Below are 16,994 nucleotides of genomic sequence, written 5' to 3' on the forward strand. Positions count from 1 at the left end.
TTGAGGATAGGATTATGGGAATTTTCTCTCGTTTCGCCGATATCATTAACTCTAATATCAGCGCATTGCTGGATAAAGCCGAAGACCCAGAAAAAATGGTTCGACTGATTATCCAAGAAATGGAAGACACACTCGTTGAAGTGCGTTCTACCTCAGCTAAAGTGTTAGCTGAAAAGAAAGAGCTGCAACGTCGTATCAACCGCGTGTTAGAGCAAGTGCAAGATTGGCAAGATAAGGCTGAACTGGCACTGTCCAAAGACCGTGAAGACTTAGCGAAAGCCGCTTTAGTTGAAAAACAAAAAGCGACCGGTTTAGCCGATACGCTGAATCAAGAGTTAGCCGTCATCGATGAACATATCGCACGCTTGAAAGATGAAGTGGGCATGTTGCAAGAAAAGCTGCTCGATGCAAAAGCGCGTCAAAAGACCATTATTTTGCGCACTCAAACAGCGTCATCACGCTTAGAAGTGAAAAAGCAGCTAGATTCAAGCAAGATCGACAATGCTATGCTCAAGTTTGAGCAATATGAGCGCCGTGTCGAAGGCTTAGAAGCCCAAGTTGAATCTTACGATCTTGGCAGCAAGAAGACCTTAGCCGATGAGTTTGCGGCGCTAGAAGCGGAAGATTCTGTGAATGCAGAACTGGCAGCGCTCAAAGCCAAGGTAAAAGGTAAAGCGCCAACTAAGTCAAAAGAATAACAATTCAGAGGTGAGTTATGGATATGGACGTGCTAATGGCGCCGATTATTATTTTCATGGTGATAGTCGCGCCAATATGGTTAGTTCTTCATTATCGCAGTAAGCGACAAGTGAGCCAGGGACTCACTGAGGAAGAGTTTTCACAACTCAATGATTTGATATCCAAGGCCGATAAAATGGCGGCGCGTATCGAGACCTTAGAGGCCATTCTGGATACAGAATCGCCCGAATGGAGGGGGAAACATGAGAGGATCTAATGGCCGTACTTTGTACCGTATTCCCCAGTCAGGCAAAATAGCGGGTGTATGTGCAGGGATTGCCGAGTACTTTGCGATTGAAACTTGGTTAGTGCGAGTGCTGACTGTGTCTATCTTCTTACTCGGCGGCTCAGGTGTGGTATTTATCATCTATGTCGCTTTGTGGGTGATTTTAGACATCAAGCCGCAAAAGCATTACGATAGAGACGATATCGAGGTGAAGAAGAAGCCGTGGCAGTCGGGAGAACCCGCAAAGCAAGCGCTAAGCGACGTGAGTCGTCAATTTCGAAGTCTAGAAGTTAGGCTACAAAATTTAGAACGCCATGTCACCTCTGACAACTTTGATTTAAAAAGACAAATCAATAGTTTGTAACCCTTCTAAAGGGCGGCCATGTCCGCCCTTGTTGCTTAATCTCTGCTCCATTCCAGTGTATAGTCAACATCACTTGACATAAGTTAACATCATTCGACATAAGGGAAGTCTCTATGGGAATGCTTGATGCCTCGCTCCATAAATTAACCCAAAAGGGCCAATCCCTGCTACATCGCACCGCAGACCGGCATTTACGTTTGGCCGTGACTGGGCTTTCTGGTGCGGGAAAAACCGCATTTATCACGGGGTTAGTCAATCAGTTACTCAATTCTGGACCTGTCTCAACCTTACCCCACGCCCGCAACAACAGCGCTTTGCCACTGTGGCAGGTGAGCCGCGATCAGCGTTTGCTCGGTGTTAAGCGTGCCATGCAGCCGGATCTTGAAATCGCCAGTTTTGATTATCAAGGCGCCATGTTAGCGCTCACTTCCGAACCTGCGACTTGGCCAGCCTCTACCCGTACTATTTCTGAGTTACGATTGGCTATTAAATACCAACCTAAGAAAGGCTTACTGGCCAAGTTTTCTGATACCGCCACCTTGTATTTGGATATAGTCGATTATCCTGGCGAATGGTTACTCGATTTACCTATGCTGCGCCAAGACTTTGTAACTTGGTGTCGCGCTCAACAAGTTCGCATCGAGAATCTTAAAAGCTCACCCTTGTATGCTGAGTTTGAGCAATCTTTGACATCATTGGATTTAGCCGCCAGCGCCGATGAGCAGCAATTAAAGCAGATTGCCGATCAATATCAGCTATTACTCAATGATTTAGTGCACGTGCAAGGTTATTACCAAGCGCAACCTGGGCGCATGTTATTGCCGGGTGAATGGCAGGGGGCTCCCTTATTGGCTTTTTTCCCCCTGTTATTGGTTAATGATGAAAAGTTTGCTGAGCTTTCGCAAAGCGATAAACACAGTGGATTCCATGTACTTGAAAAACGTTATCAAGAATACGTGGCTAAAGTGGTTAAGCCTTTCTATAAAAACCACTTTGCCGGTTTTGATCGGCAGTTAGTACTCGTTGACTGTTTTAGTGCGTTGAATCGCGGTAAAAAGCAATTTGAGGATATGGGTGCGGCGCTCAATGCCATTATGGAAAGCTTTCAGTTTGGCCAATCGAGTTATTTACGGCGGTTATTTGCACCCCGCATAGACCGTTTGTTGTTTGCCGCGAGCAAGGTTGACCATGTGACTCGCGATCAGCAGAGCCATGTTTTGTCCCTGCTGACCGATATGTTGAAACACAGCCAGCATTTTGCCAGTTTCGATGGTTGTAAAGTGGAGACGATGGCGATTAGCGCCATCAAGGCGACTCGCCATGGCATGGTGACAACTCAAGACGGTGAGGTCGAAGTCGTGCAGGGGATGGGACTCAATGGTAAAGCCCTGACCTTGTTTCCCGGCGAAGTGCCCACTCGCTTACCTGAAGCGCATTTTTGGCGTGACCAAGGGTTTAATTTTGTTGGGTTCGCGCCGCCGAGCAATGTTAATGTTGACCCTTCTCAAGTGCATTTTGACCATATTCGTCTCGATCATCTGCTGCAGTACTTACTGGGAGATAAGTTGGAATGACGCTAAAGCTATCGGATAACGCTAATGAGCAGGCCTCTAATTCCTCTGTACACTCATTTGAGCATAAGGCGCTGAAAAAGCAGCAGCTGTTTGACCCACAAGTCGTGGAGCTCAAATCCAGCAAAGAGGATCTTAAAGGGGCGAAGGCCTTTGATCCCCATACGCCAGTGCAAGAAGTGGCTGCCGATATTGAGGAATTGATGGATGAAACGCTGTCAGCTCATCCCAAAATGATTGATGCTAAATCGGTATCGCCTCAACTTGTAAAATCACGGCGTTGGTCTTGGCTCGCCCGTCTAGCAGCTGTGAGTTTATTGCTGCTTGTAGTCGTTCAAACAGGATTAGGACTGAGGGATGCTTGGCTTGAGAGCCCTTGGTTGTTCAGTTTTTATGGTGTGGTGCTTGGGGTGGTCAGTGCGTGGGCATTGGCGGGCGCAGTCAGTGAATACCGTAAGCTCAAGCGACTCAAACAGGTTGCCGATACTCAAGAAACAGGTGCAAGACTAGCGCAGAGCATGCAAATGGGTGAAGCAGACAGCTTTATCGATAATATCGTTTGCCACTATGGCGACAGCAAAGGGTTGCAGCAACTTCGCCGTTCATTAAAAGATGAGCATAATGATGCCGAGAAAGTCTTGTTATTCGAGGACTTAGTGCTGACGGAGCGAGATGAACTGGCCAAAAAAGTCGTGCGACGCTATGCGGCTGAGTCGGCAGTGCTACTGGCGGCCAGTCCGTTAGCAGTGCTCGATATGGCGATTATCCTCTGGCGTAATCAACGTATGCTGCGCGATGTGGCCCGTTGTTATGGCATTGAGTTAGGTTATTGGAGCCGGATTAAACTTATCCGCAGTATCATCATTAATATTATTTATGCGGGCACTAGTGAGTTAGTCACTGATTTAGGGACACAGCTGTTATCGGTTGAAATGACAGGTAAATTATCTGCTCGCTTGGCCCAAGGTTTAGGCGGCGGTATGCTAACGGCGCGCCTTGGATATCAAGCCATGGCGCTGTGTCGGCCGATTGTGTTTAGAGAAGATCAAAGGCCTAAATTGTCTAAAGTGCATCAGGAATTGTTGATCGAACTTAAGCAGTTTTCAGGCAAGCTGTTTACCAAAGAAGGTCGCGACGCATTAAAAGGCCAGTTCGCCGATGTTGATGATAGGGTATCGCGGTCATCTAAAGATAAGTCTAAAGAGTAGATGCTATTGAATATCATATGATTAAACGATTCAAATAGCCGAAAGTAGATGCGCTAATGGACTTGTTCCTTAGCGCATTTTTTATGATTCTTGCAGATAAAGAGAATGACTAAGTGCGACGTAAAAGTGCTATGTAACAAGTTAATTACACTTTTGATCGCTGCTATTTTCGTCATGCTACTGGCTTCAGTGCTTGGCCGCGTTCTGGTAGGGCTTATTCGATAGGGCTAATGTTTCATTAACTTATCTATTAGATTATCCATAATGCGGGCATTGAGCGCTCCACACCAACAATCAATCAAGAACGGGAACTGCTCAATGCCAATGACAAGGAGCTAGGTATGCAAGATGAGTCAGGCAAGATGTGGAAGGCGGCAACACAGGTTATTCATGGCGGCCATGAGCTAGAGGCCTTTGGTGCCTTAGTGACGCCGCTTTACCAAAGTGCGACTTTTGTGTTTGAGTCTGCACAGCAAGGTGGTGAGCGATTTGCGGGTAATGAGCCGGGGTATATTTACACGCGCTTAGGGAATCCGACAACTGCCGAGCTTGAACGTAAAATGGCGATTTTAGAAGGGGCTGAGGCCGCAGCAGCAACTGCTTCTGGTATGGGCGCAGTATCCGCCGCATTGCTGGCTAATTTGCAGATGGGCGATCACTTAGTGGCGTCGAATGCCGTATACGGTTGTACTTATGCGCTAATGACGACTCAGTTTGCCCGCTTTGGTATTGAAGTGTCCCTAGTGGACTTTTCATCGGAAGCAGAAATAGAAGCGGCGATTAAATCCAATACTAAGGTCATTTTCTGTGAAACCCCTGTCAATCCGCATTTGCAGGTATTTGATTTAGCGTCAATTGCGAATATTGCCAAACGTCATCAGTTGGTCAGTATTGTCGATAATACCTTTATGACCCCATTACTGCAGAGGCCGCTGGATTTTGGTATTGATTTGGTGGTCCACAGTGCGACTAAATATCTCAATGGCCATGGCGATGTGATTGCGGGGATAGTGTGTGGCAGTGAAGAACAGCTCCATAAAGTGAAGTATGAAATTTTAAAGGATATTGGCGCTGTGATATCGCCACATGATGCTTGGCTGATCTTACGCGGCCTTAAAACCTTAGATGTGCGTTTGCAGCGCCATTGCGATAGTGCCCAGCGCGTGGCAGAGTTTTTGGCGGAACATCCAAGCATTACACGTGTGTATTACCCCGGGCTTAAATCTCATCAAGGGCATAAATTCATTGGCCAGCAGATGAAACGTGCTGGTGGTGTTATCGCGTTTGAACTGGCGGCAAATTTAGAAGAAGCCATGGCCTTTGTCGGATATCTAAAGTTGTTCTCAATTGCGGTGAGTCTAGGTGATGCTGAATCCCTGATTCAACATCCTGCATCGATGACGCATTCACCTTATACGCCAGAGGCGAGGGCTGCCGCTGGGATTGGTGATAATTTGCTGCGAATTTCTATTGGTTTAGAAGATTGTGACGACATCATCGCCGACTTGAACCAAGCGCTAGCTCGATTAGCTTAATGAATGTTGTTATTTTAAAGACCGTTAGCTATTTGAATGATAAAAGGATGCTTTTTGCATCTTTTTATCATAGTCAAGCACTGGCTCATTGAGCCGAAGACAGAAGTTTAGCGATAGTGAATATTTATGACGCCGATTTGGTATTTCGGGACAGCTTAGACTATTTTTGATTTGAGGCCACGGAAGTAGGACGAAAGGCCGCAAATCATGGAATAGAGGAATTGTTATGAAAACCACAAATCGTATACCTGCTTTTATGAGTGCTATAGTATTAACGGCTTTTTTGGCAAGCCCAACAATCGCAACAGAAACCCCAACCAAGGCCGCCGTGAAAGTACAGGCTAAAACTGAAGCGGGTGAAATGGCATCGGATGTGAAGAAAGCTATGCCAGATGCCGCTCAAGTCAACATTAATACCGCTTCAGCCGAGCAGTTACTCGTACTCAAAGGGATTGGTGCCGCAAAGGCTCAAGCGATTGTCGACTATCGCACTAAAAATGGTAAGTTCAATGCTATAGATGACTTAGCGAATGTCTCTGGTGTTGGGGCTAAGATAATTGAGCAAAATCGCCATTTGATCAAGTTGTAACCACCTTTGGCGATGATTGCGCTGTAGCCTACTGATTTTTATGATAAGAGATTCAGTAAAACATATATAAAAGTCTGCATTTGCAGGCTTTTATCATTTCAATCACTCCATTTGCTTATAGATTGTGCAGTTAGGTGGGATATTAAGAGATCTTATCGATTAGCGCTTGATCCCTTAGGGTCCATGGGGGATAATCCTCCGCGTTCAAGCAATGCTTTGGTTTATGTCATTCAAAGTAATGTTCGAAGTTATGGTGACCCTAGGGTCCCCCCGCAATGATAACTTGTGAACTCGGCCAGGCCCGGAAGGGAGCAACCGCAGCAAGCGACTCGTGTGCCGGGGTGTCGGCTCTAGGGGAACCTCCAATTCAACAGTCCCTCAGTTTATTTCCGTTGTACTTCTCTATATCTACTCAATTTATGTTATTCAATATTTTAGCTTACAGACTATATTCCGTTTTCTGCCGTTAATCATTTATAGCATTAATATTTCTGCACAATGAGATAATCCATTGCCTGCTTCTGTTCTTGTAACTACAACTGCTAAAAATGCTCTCAATAGTAACTCTTAGCAAGATTAGCGATTTGCTTCGGCTTCTTCCTGTAATCTTTTTTGCAGATTTTGTTTAAGAAAGGCGCGGGACTTTTCGAGTGCGGTTTGGATCTCACGCTTTAATTCCTGCAGCTCGTTATAGTCTTCAAAGAAGTAGGTATCGACGAGGTGGCGTATGTAGCGCACAGGCAGTTGATTTAAGGTCACGCAACATAAGTCGGCGAGATAGTCTTCAGGAAGCTCGTCCATAAGTCCTTCATCTGACAATATTTCCATTAAAAGAACTTCGTAGTAATTACGGATTTCGAGTTGCATCGTTATGCTCCATGACGGTTTTCATTGAGTTTGCTACCACAAATGGTTTGCCGCAATAAAAAGTTGGCTGTGTCTTTGGCTTAATTGTAGTGCGTCTCTGCTATAGCCGCCGCCTATCACGGCTGCAATTGGAATATTTTCCGATTTTGCCATTGATAACACAGTTAAATCCCGTCTGAACAGTCCTTCTTGGCTGATATTGAGCAAGCCAAGATCGTCATTTTGATGAATATCGACCCCAGCATCATAAAGAATCAGATCTGGTTGATGGATTCGTATAAGGAGGGCGAGTGTCTGCTCCACGGTTTCGAGATACAGATTGTCATCGCTGCCTTTGGTTAGTTCAATATCATGGTGGGAATACTGCTTACGACTCGGGAAATTCTCTTTGCAGTGAATCGAGCAACTGATGATCCCTTGATGTTGGTGGCTGAGGGTTGCACTGCCGTCACCTTGATGCACATCGCAATCAAAAATCAGTACCTTGTGTACTTGATGGCTTGCGATGGCATTTCTGGCCGCGAGGATAAGGTCGTTGAAAATACAATAGCCGCTGCCAAAATTGTAATGGGCGTGATGGTAGCCCCCCGTGAGATGCAGGGCAATACCCTGATTTATGGCTAATGAAGCTGTGAGTGTGGTGCCTGCTACTGAATGCAAGGTACGCTCAACTAAGGCTTCACTCCACGGGAAACCAATCCGTCTTAGCGCCGCTGTTGGCAAGGTACCCGCGATAAATTGCTCTACATATTCGCGTTGATGCACTTGTATTACATCTTCTGCATTCATGGCCGTTGGTGCGTGGAACTGTGCAGTCGTGGCAATGTGGTTATCGAGTAAGTACTGCCGTAAATGTGCGTATTTAGTGGTGGGAAATCTGTGATGGGGAGGAAGCGCCAGCTTTGAATAGCTGGCGTGATAAACCAGTGGGATCAGAGTCAATATTGACTAAACCTCGTTATCGCAAGTTGTTATAGCTGTGAAATTGCCCAGCTCATAAATTCTTTACGGGTTTTTTCATCCGCTTGTAGCCACCAGTATTGCAACATTTGTTGTGGGTTTGCCCCTGCTGCTTTAGAGGTGTCTACGGGGGCGGTGAGTGATGTTGCGTTAACGGTCGCCGATGTTGTCACGGGTGCTGGTGCAACGGCTACTACTGCTCCAGCGGCACCGGTTGCTGCTGCGGCAGTACCGGATACGTCAACGGCTTGATTACCACTGAAAAGGCGAGAGACGAAGCTTTCTTCTTCTAAATTGGTATTCACCACTTGGTAATTGACGTTGCCTTTGTCACTACGGGTTAATTTGACTTGTGGGTTTTGCGCGTAAACTTTAGGCTTTTTAACGACTTCACCTTCGGCCGCTTGCAGGTAATATTGATGGTCGCCATCAACATCTAAAGTAACGATGAAAGGTGCTGACTTAACAAAGGTTTGGCTGTCACTAAAATCATCCTCTACCATTTCATGATAACGAATGGCGATTTTGTGAGTGCCGGGGGCCAATTCTAAGCTGCTTTTATGATTGAATACGCTCGACTCGACTTTTTTACCATCAAGAGCAAGGTACTCAAATGACATAGGAATGTTCAGATCTGCAGCGAAGGCTGAGGCAGATCCGAGTAATACTAGCAGGCTGCTAATTGGCAAAAGTGATTTCATTGTTACTCCTTAACGGTTATTACTCTGATACGGGCGTTCGAATATTTGAATGCGATCTTCTATATAACTAATAGCTTGCCTGCATTTCCCTAGACGACGATGCATCAAAAGGATGTCATTTTGCAATTTTATTTTGTCAGCACTATGACAGTTTTCAAGTTTTGATTCCATTTCTTCAATTTTTTGTTCAAATTTTTTCGCCCAATTCAGATGTTTGTTCAATTCTTCGTAGATCTCATGACTATTTTGCATCACGTTATTGGCGATCCAATCGAAACCACTGGCTTGGTGAGACTGATTCTGGCGCTGGGCAAAACGGGCACGGCTACTGGCACGCTGCTGAGTTTTAGACTTAATGTCAATAGAAGTGGTCAGCAAGGCCCGTTTGACTGCGGTAAATCTATCTTGGATCCGCTCACAGCTCAGGGCAATGGTCTGGGGTGCGAGTTTAAGCTTAATTTGTTTTTCGAGCTGCATAATACTGCTACGAATTTGTTCAATACAGGGGCCGAGTTGGGCGCCGTGTTGGACAAACAGCGAGTGATTAAAACGCTCTGTTTCTTGCAGGAGTTTGCGCTGTGGCGGGGCTAGTCGATTATCGTGTTGCAGCACTTCTTGTTCTAAGGCTTTAAGCTGATTCTTCAGCATCACCATTAATTGTTGGGTGTTCACAACCATGCGCTCCATGCCAAATTCGCTGCAATCATTAGCACGATCAAAATAAACAGTGGGCGGATAAAGGGCATGCCAAATTTAATCGCACAGCGGGCACCGATAAATGAGCCTAACATCATGCACAATCCCATCCACAGACCTATTTGCCACTCTACCTGCCCAAGCCAGCCAAAGATAGTCAGTGCGGTCAAGTTGCTGGTAAAAGTCATCGCACGGGCAAGGCCACAACTGTGCAGTAAAGGCAGTTTATACAAAGAGCCAGATGTGACGGTCCAAAATGCGCCAATGCCTGGGCCTGCAAAACCATCATAAGTGCCTAAAGCCAGTCCCTGTAGCCATTGTTGCTTGGCTGGCGGCTTGCTGGTTGGTACTTGGCAGTTAACGTCTGACATCGCATTGGGGCTGACTAAACTGTAAATGGCGATGCCAATGATCAGCAAGGGTAGGACCTTTTCGAGCCATTGAGTATCGACTAAATAGACTAAGAAACTGCCCAATACCGCGCCGATAAAGGTGGCGATAAAAGCCATGTACCAAAACGAGGGTTTAAAGAGGTGCTTGCGATAATAGGTCCAAGCCGCCATAAAAGAGCCAAAGCTTGCGGCTAACTTATTGGTGCCTAATACGGTATGCGGCGCAATGCCTAAGGTTAACAGTGCGGGGATCGACAATAGGCCACCGCCACCCACGACGGCATCAATGAATCCAGCGATAAGACCTATGACTGCCAACAGGGCCCAATGACTGGGCTCGAGTAACAACTCCAAATTTTAATCCTACTCTATAACACGTCTAAAGGGCGGTAAGGCATCCAGTAAGGACTTGCCATAGCGTTTAGTGACTAACCGCCTATCTAAAATGGTCACTCGGCCATAATCTTGCTCTTTACGCAGTAATCTACCACAACTTTGAATAAGCTTACGTGAAGCATCTGGGATCGTCAGTTGTAAGAAGGGATTACCGCCTTTGACTTTGACATATTCTGCATGCGCTTGCTCAACGGGCGAGGTTGGTACGGCAAAGGGCAGTTTAGTGACGATCAAGTTAGTCAGATAATCACCGGGCAAGTCGAGACCTTCGGAGAAACTGCCGGTGCCAAACAAGATGCTTGGTTCGCCTTTATCGCATTTAGCTTTATGATTTTCTAACAATTGTTGCCGTGGCGCATTGCCTTGGATAAGTAGCTCAGTGGTGAGTTTACCTTCAAGTAATTCAACCACTTTTTCCATCTGCCAGTAGGAGGCGAATAGCACTAAGGTTGCCATTTCACCTTCAATAAGGGTGATGATTTGTTCGGCAAGTTCAGCCGTATAGGCATCATCCGTCGGCTCAGTGCGCATTTTGGGTAAATAAAGAGTCGCATTATTGGGGTAATCGAAGGGCGACTGTAAGGCTAAATAACGACTGCCATCGTTGAGTGATAACCCCACCTGATGTACGAAATGGTCGAAGTTATTGAGTGCGCGCAGCGTGGCGCTACATAAGACTACGCCTGCGGCCTTTTGCCACAGCATAGATTCCAGCATAAAACCGACTTCAATCGGCGAGGCGCTAAACAGATAATCCACTTGTTTACCTGTGATGAGTTCGACCCAGCGCGCCATAGGTGCGCCTTTGTGCTTATCTTCCTTGGCCATCATCCTCCACAATTTCTGCAGGTTTTCGAGCCTTTGCAGCATAAATCCGGTTTCGGCTAATAGTGCTTCGGATTGATGTTTAGGAATGTCGCCATCTTTAATCGCCTCTGCCAGCAGTGACAGCATTTTATTAAACTGCTTGAGGGCAAGATTAGAGGTCACTGCAAGGTTTTCAGCCAGAATGAGTAATGAGTCCGGCAGTTTGCCGTGCTCAAAACGCAGACGGTTTTCAGGATTAGCAAAGTGTTTGGTCTGAGTATCGCAATAGTGGGCCACTTGATTGAGCTGGGCGATAAGATCGCCTAAGTGATCCTGCATCGCCTGCGCGGGGGCAATGATATTGTTGCTTTTTATTTGGTTTTGTAACTTAGCGCAGGTTTTACCAATTTTTTCGAGCCAGTCGCAGGCGCCCCTCAGCGTGGCCTGCGCACTGGAGAAATCCCGCGCCACAATGGGTAAGTGATGTGCCTCATCGATAACATAAAACACGTCTTCGGGATTGGGCAAAATCACGCCGCCACCTAGCTCTAAATCGGCGAATAACAAGCTGTGGTTGGCGATGAGTACGTCCCAAGTATCGACATCTTCGCGGGCTTTATGGAACGGGCAATTTCTGTGGCTGGCGACTTGGCGATGACAGCTGTGTTTGTCGCAGGCGATTTGTTGCCACAGGTGATCGGGCAGCGGCACGGCTAAGGTGTCGATTTCGCCGTTCCAGCGACCTTCGTTATAGTCTTTTAACAGGCCGTGCATCATAGCCACTTGGCTATTGTCTGGTTTAGTTTGCCACATGGCCATTTGTGTACTGTTGTCGTCACCGATGAGCATCGCCAGTTTCGATAGACACACATAACGTTGTCGACCTTTAACTAAGCCAAAGCGGAAATTTAAGCCGGATTGCTCAAGGAAGAAGGGCAAGTCTTTATGCAGTAATTGCTCCTGCAAAGCGACGGTTGCGGTAGCGATGCAGACCTTTTTCTTGCTTGCTAATGCCAGTGGAATGGTACCGAGGATATAAGACAATGATTTACCGATCCCAGTGCCTGCTTCGACCACAATTATGCGCCTATCTTTATCATAGTCGCCGGCGAGGGTCTTAGAGATTTCCGCCACCATATAGTTTTGTTCGCGGCGCGGCCTAAAATTAGGCAAGGCGGTAGCAATATCCTTATAGATGGCGCGGATCTGGGTTTTTACATTGTCAGGTAACATGCGTCACTACTTTATCGAATTAATGCTGTACATAATAACAGTGATTGCATAGCCTAAGAAACTTTTCTGCCATTTGGCGGCATTTAAATTGAGAAACCATCTAAATTGACTAGCTATGCGATTTGGGAACCCATGCGATGAAGTCAGAGGCTACCGCGGCCGTTAGTGTACAAGGTCGAGTCTTAACACGCCATGCGATTCATCGTCATGGGAGTTTAGTGTTGCAGTATTATCTGGCTACCGCCCAAGGCCCTGTGCTGGTGGAAGTGCAAGGCACTGAACACATTTGTTTTTGTCATCAAACTGATGTCACGGCTTTGCAGTTGCAAACTCCGGGTCAAGCATTGCGGTTTGTACCGTTAGCGCTCAAAAGCTTTAAAGGCGGCGCAGTCAGTGGTGTTTATGCTAAATCGAGCAACAGCTTACGTACCTTACAGCGCATCGCTAAAGATGCCGACATCCCCTTATTTGAAGCCGATATTCGCCCTGAACAGCGTTATTTAATCGAGCGGTTTGTGGCACTGGATGTGGCGTTTTTAGGGCATTTCTCTGCGCCGAGTAACATACACGCGCCGACTAGCGACAGTTTTGAGGCTAATTCGCTGCCTGTGTTTATCGCCGAGCGTGCTAAGAGTATTGCCCCTTTAACGGCTGTACATTTGCGCTGTATCTCACTGGATTTTGAATGTAGCTTTGAGGGTTTACTCTATTCGGTTGCACTATATGGTCAAGATAGTGGCCGAGACGGTGAGCAAGATAGCCTCAAGCAGACTTATGAAAAAGTGATTATGGTGGGTGAGGCTGAATCAAACTCTCCCGAATATATTGAATGGGTGGCCGATGAAGCTGCACTCATTCATCGATTAATCGCATGGTTCCATGAGTTTGATCCTGACTTTGTCATAGGTTGGTCAGTGGTGAGTTTTGACCTCGCGCTATTGTCACGCCGTGCATTATTACATCGTATTCCGCTCACCATTGGCCGCGGAGGGGCAAAGCTTGAGTGGAAAGTCGATAATAAATTTCGGCCAGAAACCTTAGTTTTACCGGGCCGTGTGGTACTCGATGGTATCGATTGGCTCAAAGCCGCTTTCTATCATTTTGAGCGGTTCTCGTTAGAATTTGTGTCACGGAAATTATTGGGTGAAGGCAAGGCCATTCATAACGTGGATAATCGCGTTGAAGAAATTGATCAGCTGTTTAAGACCGATAAACAAGCCTTAGCGCATTACAATCTTACCGATAGCCGCCTAGTGTGGGGTATTTTTACTCACACTCAATTGTGGGATTTTGCCCTCGCGCGTGCCGAACTGACAGGTTTAGAACTGGGGCGGGTAGGGGCTTCGGTGGCGGCATTTAATCATTTGTATTTACCCCATCTACATCGAGCAGGTTACGTCGCACCCTATGCTCCTGCGAGTGATGGGATCGAAAGCCCCGGCGGCTATGTGATGGATTCTGTACCGGGACTTTATAAGCACATCTTAGTGTTCGATTTTAAAAGTCTGTATCCCTCCATTATTCGTACCTTTTTGATTGACCCTAAGGGATTAATTGAAGGTTTGCGATTGCCCGAGTCTGAATGTGTTGCGGGGTTTCTCGGTGGGCGTTTTAGTCGGCAACAGCCCATTTTACCTAAGCTTATCCAAACATTATCTGAGCAGCGCGAAAAGGCCAAAAGTGAGCACAATGCGCCTTTATCCCAAGCGATAAAAATTATCATGAACTCGTTGTATGGGGTTTTAGGTTCTCAAGGTTGTGTTTTCCACGATGCAAAGTTAGCAAGTTCGATCACTATGCGCGGTCATCAAATCATGAAACAAACCCGCGCATGGATAGAAGAGATGGGCTATCAAGTGATTTACGGCGATACGGATTCGACCTTTGTCTGGCTTGGTAGCGAGCCTGATCTCTCAGACATTAACGCCTTAGGTAACACTCTGGCGCGGGAAATTAATGCTAAGTGGCAGGCTAAGATCGGTGAAGATCATCAAGTTGAGAGTTTTCTCGAGTTACAGTTTGAACGCCACTATGAGCAGTTTTTTATGCCGACCTTAAGAGGGTCGTTAGAAGGCAGTAAAAAACGTTATGTTGGCGCGTGGCGTAATGCGAGCGATGAACTTGAGCTTACCTTTAAAGGTATGGAGCAAGTGCGCAGTGATTGGAGCTCTTTAGCGCGCAAAGTTCAAGAGTCACTCTATGAACGGATGTTTAACCAAAGGGATATCCGTGTTTATTTGGCCAGTGTGTTTGAAAAGCTGCTTGATGGTGAGTTGGATGATGATTTGGTATTTCGCAAACGAATGCGACGCAATATTGAAGATTACACGGCTAAATCTTCTCCCCATGTTAAAGTCGCTCAACAATTATGCGACTTAACAGGAGATGCCTCTTTTGGCAAGCGTGGGGCGCAGATTGATTATCTGATTACTGCAAATGGACCGGAATCCTTACTGTACAGAACGTCACCAATTGATTACCAATACTACATTGATAAGCAAATTGGCCCTATTGCCGAGCCTGTTTTTTCGATAATGAAACTAAACTACATGGATATTGCATCAAAGCAGTTGCTGTTAATATAGTGTTTTTAATGTTCTTTATGTGTTGCGCAGGGTGGCTAATGTAGCGTTTTAACCTGTTTTGTAGAGGTTAACTGGTTTGTTTTTGTGATGTTAATCGACATATTCTTTAGGTTTAGCTTTGAGGGAATATTGAAAGTTTGCTACCCTTTAAGAGGAAATTGTAAGGAAATATAACAACGGAATGACGTTGACAGAACATAAACAAAAAAGGTTAAGCACCAAATGAACAAGACGTTAGTAGCAACTGCGCTTGCAGCAATTTTTTTAGTTCCATCAGTCTCAGCTATCGAGATCTATAAAGATAATAAAAATGCCGTAGAAATCGGTGGTTTTATTGATGCACGCGTGATCAACACTCAAGGGGAAACAGAGGTTGTTAACGGCGCATCTCGCATTAATTTTGGTTTTAATCGTGAGTTGACTGACGGTTGGAAAGCATTTGCTAAGTTGGAATGGGGTGTGAACCCTGTAGGTAGTAGCGACATCGTTTATAATAATCGCTTCGAATCTGTTCAAGAAGAGTTCTTTTATAACCGTTTAGGTTACGCTGGTCTGTCCCATGACACTTATGGAACACTGACTATTGGTAAGCAGTGGGGCGCTTGGTACGATGTCGTTTACAACACTAACTACGGTTTTGTGTGGGACGGTAACACTGCAGGTGTTTACACTTATAATAAAGATGATGGCGCGGTAAACGGTGTTGGTCGTGGTGATAAAACAGTTCAATATCGCAATGCATTTGGTGATGTAAGCTTTGCAGTTCAAGCACAGTTGAAAAACAGCAGCTTCTATACCTGTGATACAACGGATGATATTTCACAAGCTCAGTGTCAAGCGAACTGGGAAAGCGGTGATAAAGCGGCTCAACAAGTAGAATACAATTATACTTATGGTGGCGCGCTGACCTATAAAGCCACTGATATGCTGACCTTAACTGCGGGTGTTAACCGCGGTGAGTTTGATGTGAGTTTTGGTAACGGCGAACAAACCACAGCGGTTGATCTTATCTACGGTGCGGGTATCACTTGGGGTAACTTCGATAGCAATGGCTTATACGCTGCTGCAAACGTCAACAGACAAGAAAATCATGACACAGACAATATTGGTCGTTTGATTAAAGACGCCTATGGTATTGAAAGTTTAGTTTCTTACAAGTTTGACAATGGATTACGCCCATTCATTTCTTACAACGTGCTTGATGCCGGTAAAGACTATGTCATTCAACCTAACTTTAATGCCGATCCTAACGATGAGTTCAAACGTCAGTTTGTCGTGGTTGGTTTGCACTTTGTATGGGACCCAAACACAGTGCTTTACGTAGAAGCACGTAAAGATTACAGCGATTTTACCAGTGCAGATAAAGAACAAGAAGCTAGAATGGCGCTTTCTGAATCTGACGGCGTTGCCATTGGTATCCGTTACACACTTTAAGTTTCCAGTTTCTATATAGTAGAAACCACTGTTTTAACAAAAAGCCAGTCAGCAATGACTGGCTTTTTGTTTTTAACGATAAGTCAATTTGTAATAAAAAAACATTGTGTATTTTTTGTTTGTATTTAGTTATCTTTTTGTTGATTAAATGTCTCTCATATGATTTTATGCTTCCGCAGCACTTCGGAATGTTTAAGGTGCCCTTGTTTAAAACTGCTTATTAAATAAGCAAATTATAATAAAAACATGATTTTCCCGGGAGATTGACAATGCATAAAAAAAACTTGATAGCAAAATCTGTGCGCTTTGCACTGATTAGCGGTGTGACTGCTACGGTATTAAATGTACCTTTTACATTTGCAGATGATAAAGATGGAGCAAAAGTTGAGCGTATAGCTGTAACTGGTTCGCGAATTAAACGCGCAGATATGGAAACTGCTAGTCCTCGGTGTTTTTCAAGGTAGTTGGCACTCTTTACTTAAATTTTAAGCTGCATTTCTTGTTTCAGTTTCAGACTCTTTTTCTGGGTTCAACACTACCTCACCGATAACGTCACAGTTCCTTATACCGTTTGGCCAGCGTTTAGGGTTTCTTGATCTTGCTTCTTCTAGTACCTCCTTACGCTTAGATAAAATCGCTTTATCTTGCATCGCATGTCGCTCACTCGGTGATACAAAATTGAGCTTACTGTG

The 16,994-nt window shown here is 45.5% G+C and carries 16 protein-coding genes, 1 other RNA gene and 1 pseudogene; 11 read left to right on the plus strand and 7 right to left on the minus strand.

The features are described from left to right. Positions 1-14: 14 nt before the first annotated feature. From pspA to ffs, 8 genes are all read left to right on the plus strand, one after another. Positions 15-698: a phage shock protein PspA gene (gene pspA, locus L5M18_RS15515; protein WP_006081137.1), complete on the plus strand. Its 684-nt coding sequence runs from the start codon at positions 15-17 to the stop codon at positions 696-698. 17 nt (positions 699-715) lie between these two features. Beyond that, the gene (pspB, locus tag L5M18_RS15520) at positions 716-955 is read left to right on the plus strand and encodes an envelope stress response membrane protein PspB (RefSeq protein ID WP_006081138.1); all 240 of its coding nucleotides are present in this window, start codon (positions 716-718) and stop codon (positions 953-955) included. Then, positions 942-1,328 (plus strand): envelope stress response membrane protein PspC, encoded by a 387-nt coding sequence (gene pspC / locus L5M18_RS15525; protein ID WP_028760457.1) that lies wholly within the window; start codon positions 942-944, stop codon positions 1,326-1,328. The genes pspB and pspC overlap by 14 nt, the downstream gene beginning before the upstream one ends. A 113-nt stretch (positions 1,329-1,441) precedes the next feature. Beyond that, entirely contained in the window at positions 1,442-2,902 is a 1,461-nt protein-coding gene (locus L5M18_RS15530; protein WP_263197632.1) for a YcjX family protein, read from the plus strand. Then, positions 2,899-4,107, plus strand: a complete 1,209-nt coding sequence (locus tag L5M18_RS15535; protein ID WP_263197633.1) for a YcjF family protein — start codon at positions 2,899-2,901, stop codon at positions 4,105-4,107. Before L5M18_RS15530 ends, L5M18_RS15535 begins: the two co-directional genes overlap by 4 nt. A gap of 341 nt (positions 4,108-4,448) precedes the next feature. Further along, on the plus strand, positions 4,449-5,642 hold the full coding sequence (megL, locus tag L5M18_RS15540; protein ID WP_263197634.1) for a methionine gamma-lyase: 1,194 nt from the start codon (positions 4,449-4,451) through the stop codon (positions 5,640-5,642). A 226-nt stretch (positions 5,643-5,868) separates the two neighbouring features. Continuing rightward, on the plus strand, positions 5,869-6,231 hold the full coding sequence (locus L5M18_RS15545; RefSeq protein WP_263197635.1) for a ComEA family DNA-binding protein: 363 nt from the start codon (positions 5,869-5,871) through the stop codon (positions 6,229-6,231). 259 nt (positions 6,232-6,490) lie between these two features. Further along, positions 6,491-6,588: signal recognition particle sRNA small type (ffs, locus tag L5M18_RS15550), an RNA gene on the plus strand. Between the two features lie 219 nt (positions 6,589-6,807). Here the strand turns inward: ffs and L5M18_RS15555 are convergent. From L5M18_RS15555 to dinG, 6 genes are read right to left on the minus strand one after another with little or no spacing between them, the layout of a single operon-like run. After that, positions 6,808-7,098, minus strand: coding sequence for a late competence development ComFB family protein (locus L5M18_RS15555; RefSeq protein WP_028760452.1), 291 nt, complete (start codon positions 7,096-7,098; stop codon positions 6,808-6,810). Positions 7,099-7,131: 33 nt separating this feature from the next. Next, positions 7,132-8,040 carry a histone deacetylase gene (locus tag L5M18_RS15560; protein WP_263144443.1) on the minus strand — a complete coding sequence of 303 codons (909 nt, stop codon included), beginning with the start codon at positions 8,038-8,040 and terminating at the stop codon, positions 7,132-7,134. A 29-nt stretch (positions 8,041-8,069) separates the two neighbouring features. Next, positions 8,070-8,759, minus strand: a complete 690-nt coding sequence (locus tag L5M18_RS15565) for a DUF2057 domain-containing protein (RefSeq protein WP_173245600.1) — start codon at positions 8,757-8,759, stop codon at positions 8,070-8,072. A 9-nt stretch (positions 8,760-8,768) separates the two neighbouring features. Then, entirely contained in the window at positions 8,769-9,437 is a 669-nt protein-coding gene (locus L5M18_RS15570; protein WP_206765984.1) for a primosomal replication protein, read from the minus strand. Then, positions 9,428-10,201 carry a sulfite exporter TauE/SafE family protein gene (locus L5M18_RS15575; protein ID WP_198572204.1) on the minus strand — a complete coding sequence of 258 codons (774 nt, stop codon included), beginning with the start codon at positions 10,199-10,201 and terminating at the stop codon, positions 9,428-9,430. Before L5M18_RS15575 ends, L5M18_RS15570 begins: the two co-directional genes overlap by 10 nt. A gap of 9 nt (positions 10,202-10,210) precedes the next feature. Next, a complete protein-coding gene (gene dinG / locus L5M18_RS15580) occupies positions 10,211-12,283 on the minus strand; it encodes an ATP-dependent DNA helicase DinG (RefSeq protein ID WP_263197637.1) in 2,073 nt (690 codons plus the stop codon). A gap of 137 nt (positions 12,284-12,420) precedes the next feature. On the opposite strand from dinG, the gene L5M18_RS15585 reads away from it, so the two are divergent. The 3 genes from L5M18_RS15585 to L5M18_RS15595 all read left to right on the plus strand — a co-directional run bounded on the left by L5M18_RS15585 (position 12,421) and on the right by L5M18_RS15595 (position 16,766). Further along, positions 12,421-14,868, plus strand: a complete 2,448-nt coding sequence (locus L5M18_RS15585) for a DNA polymerase II (RefSeq protein ID WP_263197639.1) — start codon at positions 12,421-12,423, stop codon at positions 14,866-14,868. Between the two features lie 222 nt (positions 14,869-15,090). After that, on the plus strand, positions 15,091-16,302 hold the full coding sequence (locus tag L5M18_RS15590; protein WP_028760445.1) for a porin: 1,212 nt from the start codon (positions 15,091-15,093) through the stop codon (positions 16,300-16,302). A 269-nt stretch (positions 16,303-16,571) separates the two neighbouring features. Then, entirely contained in the window at positions 16,572-16,766 is a 195-nt protein-coding gene (locus L5M18_RS15595; RefSeq protein WP_263197640.1) for a hypothetical protein, read from the plus strand. Positions 16,767-16,787: 21 nt separating this feature from the next. Here L5M18_RS15595 and L5M18_RS15600 read toward each other — a convergent pair. Beyond that, positions 16,788-16,994: pseudogene (locus tag L5M18_RS15600) on the minus strand (IS3 family transposase); the annotation flags it as partial.

This window comes from Shewanella sp. SM20, from assembly GCF_025654545.1.
Classification (GTDB): domain Bacteria; phylum Pseudomonadota; class Gammaproteobacteria; order Enterobacterales; family Shewanellaceae; genus Shewanella; species Shewanella oncorhynchi.

Excerpts from the sequence above, each read along its gene's own strand:
- pspA (WP_006081137.1), top strand. The coding sequence starts at position 15 with ATGGGAATTTTCTCTCGTTTCGCCGATATCATTAACTCTAATATCAGC.
- pspB (WP_006081138.1), top strand. The coding sequence starts at position 716 with ATGGATATGGACGTGCTAATGGCGCCGATTATTATTTTCATGGTGATA.
- pspC (WP_028760457.1), top strand. The coding sequence starts at position 942 with ATGAGAGGATCTAATGGCCGTACTTTGTACCGTATTCCCCAGTCAGGC.
- L5M18_RS15530 (WP_263197632.1), top strand. The coding sequence starts at position 1,442 with ATGGGAATGCTTGATGCCTCGCTCCATAAATTAACCCAAAAGGGCCAA.
- L5M18_RS15535 (WP_263197633.1), top strand. The coding sequence starts at position 2,899 with ATGACGCTAAAGCTATCGGATAACGCTAATGAGCAGGCCTCTAATTCC.
- megL (WP_263197634.1), top strand. The coding sequence starts at position 4,449 with ATGCAAGATGAGTCAGGCAAGATGTGGAAGGCGGCAACACAGGTTATT.
- L5M18_RS15545 (WP_263197635.1), top strand. The coding sequence starts at position 5,869 with ATGAAAACCACAAATCGTATACCTGCTTTTATGAGTGCTATAGTATTA.
- L5M18_RS15555 (WP_028760452.1), bottom strand. The coding sequence starts at position 7,098 with ATGCAACTCGAAATCCGTAATTACTACGAAGTTCTTTTAATGGAAATA.
- L5M18_RS15565 (WP_173245600.1), bottom strand. The coding sequence starts at position 8,759 with ATGAAATCACTTTTGCCAATTAGCAGCCTGCTAGTATTACTCGGATCT.
- L5M18_RS15570 (WP_206765984.1), bottom strand. The coding sequence starts at position 9,437 with ATGGTTGTGAACACCCAACAATTAATGGTGATGCTGAAGAATCAGCTT.
- dinG (WP_263197637.1), bottom strand. The coding sequence starts at position 12,283 with ATGTTACCTGACAATGTAAAAACCCAGATCCGCGCCATCTATAAGGAT.
- L5M18_RS15585 (WP_263197639.1), top strand. The coding sequence starts at position 12,421 with ATGAAGTCAGAGGCTACCGCGGCCGTTAGTGTACAAGGTCGAGTCTTA.
- L5M18_RS15590 (WP_028760445.1), top strand. The coding sequence starts at position 15,091 with ATGAACAAGACGTTAGTAGCAACTGCGCTTGCAGCAATTTTTTTAGTT.
- L5M18_RS15595 (WP_263197640.1), top strand. The coding sequence starts at position 16,572 with ATGCATAAAAAAAACTTGATAGCAAAATCTGTGCGCTTTGCACTGATT.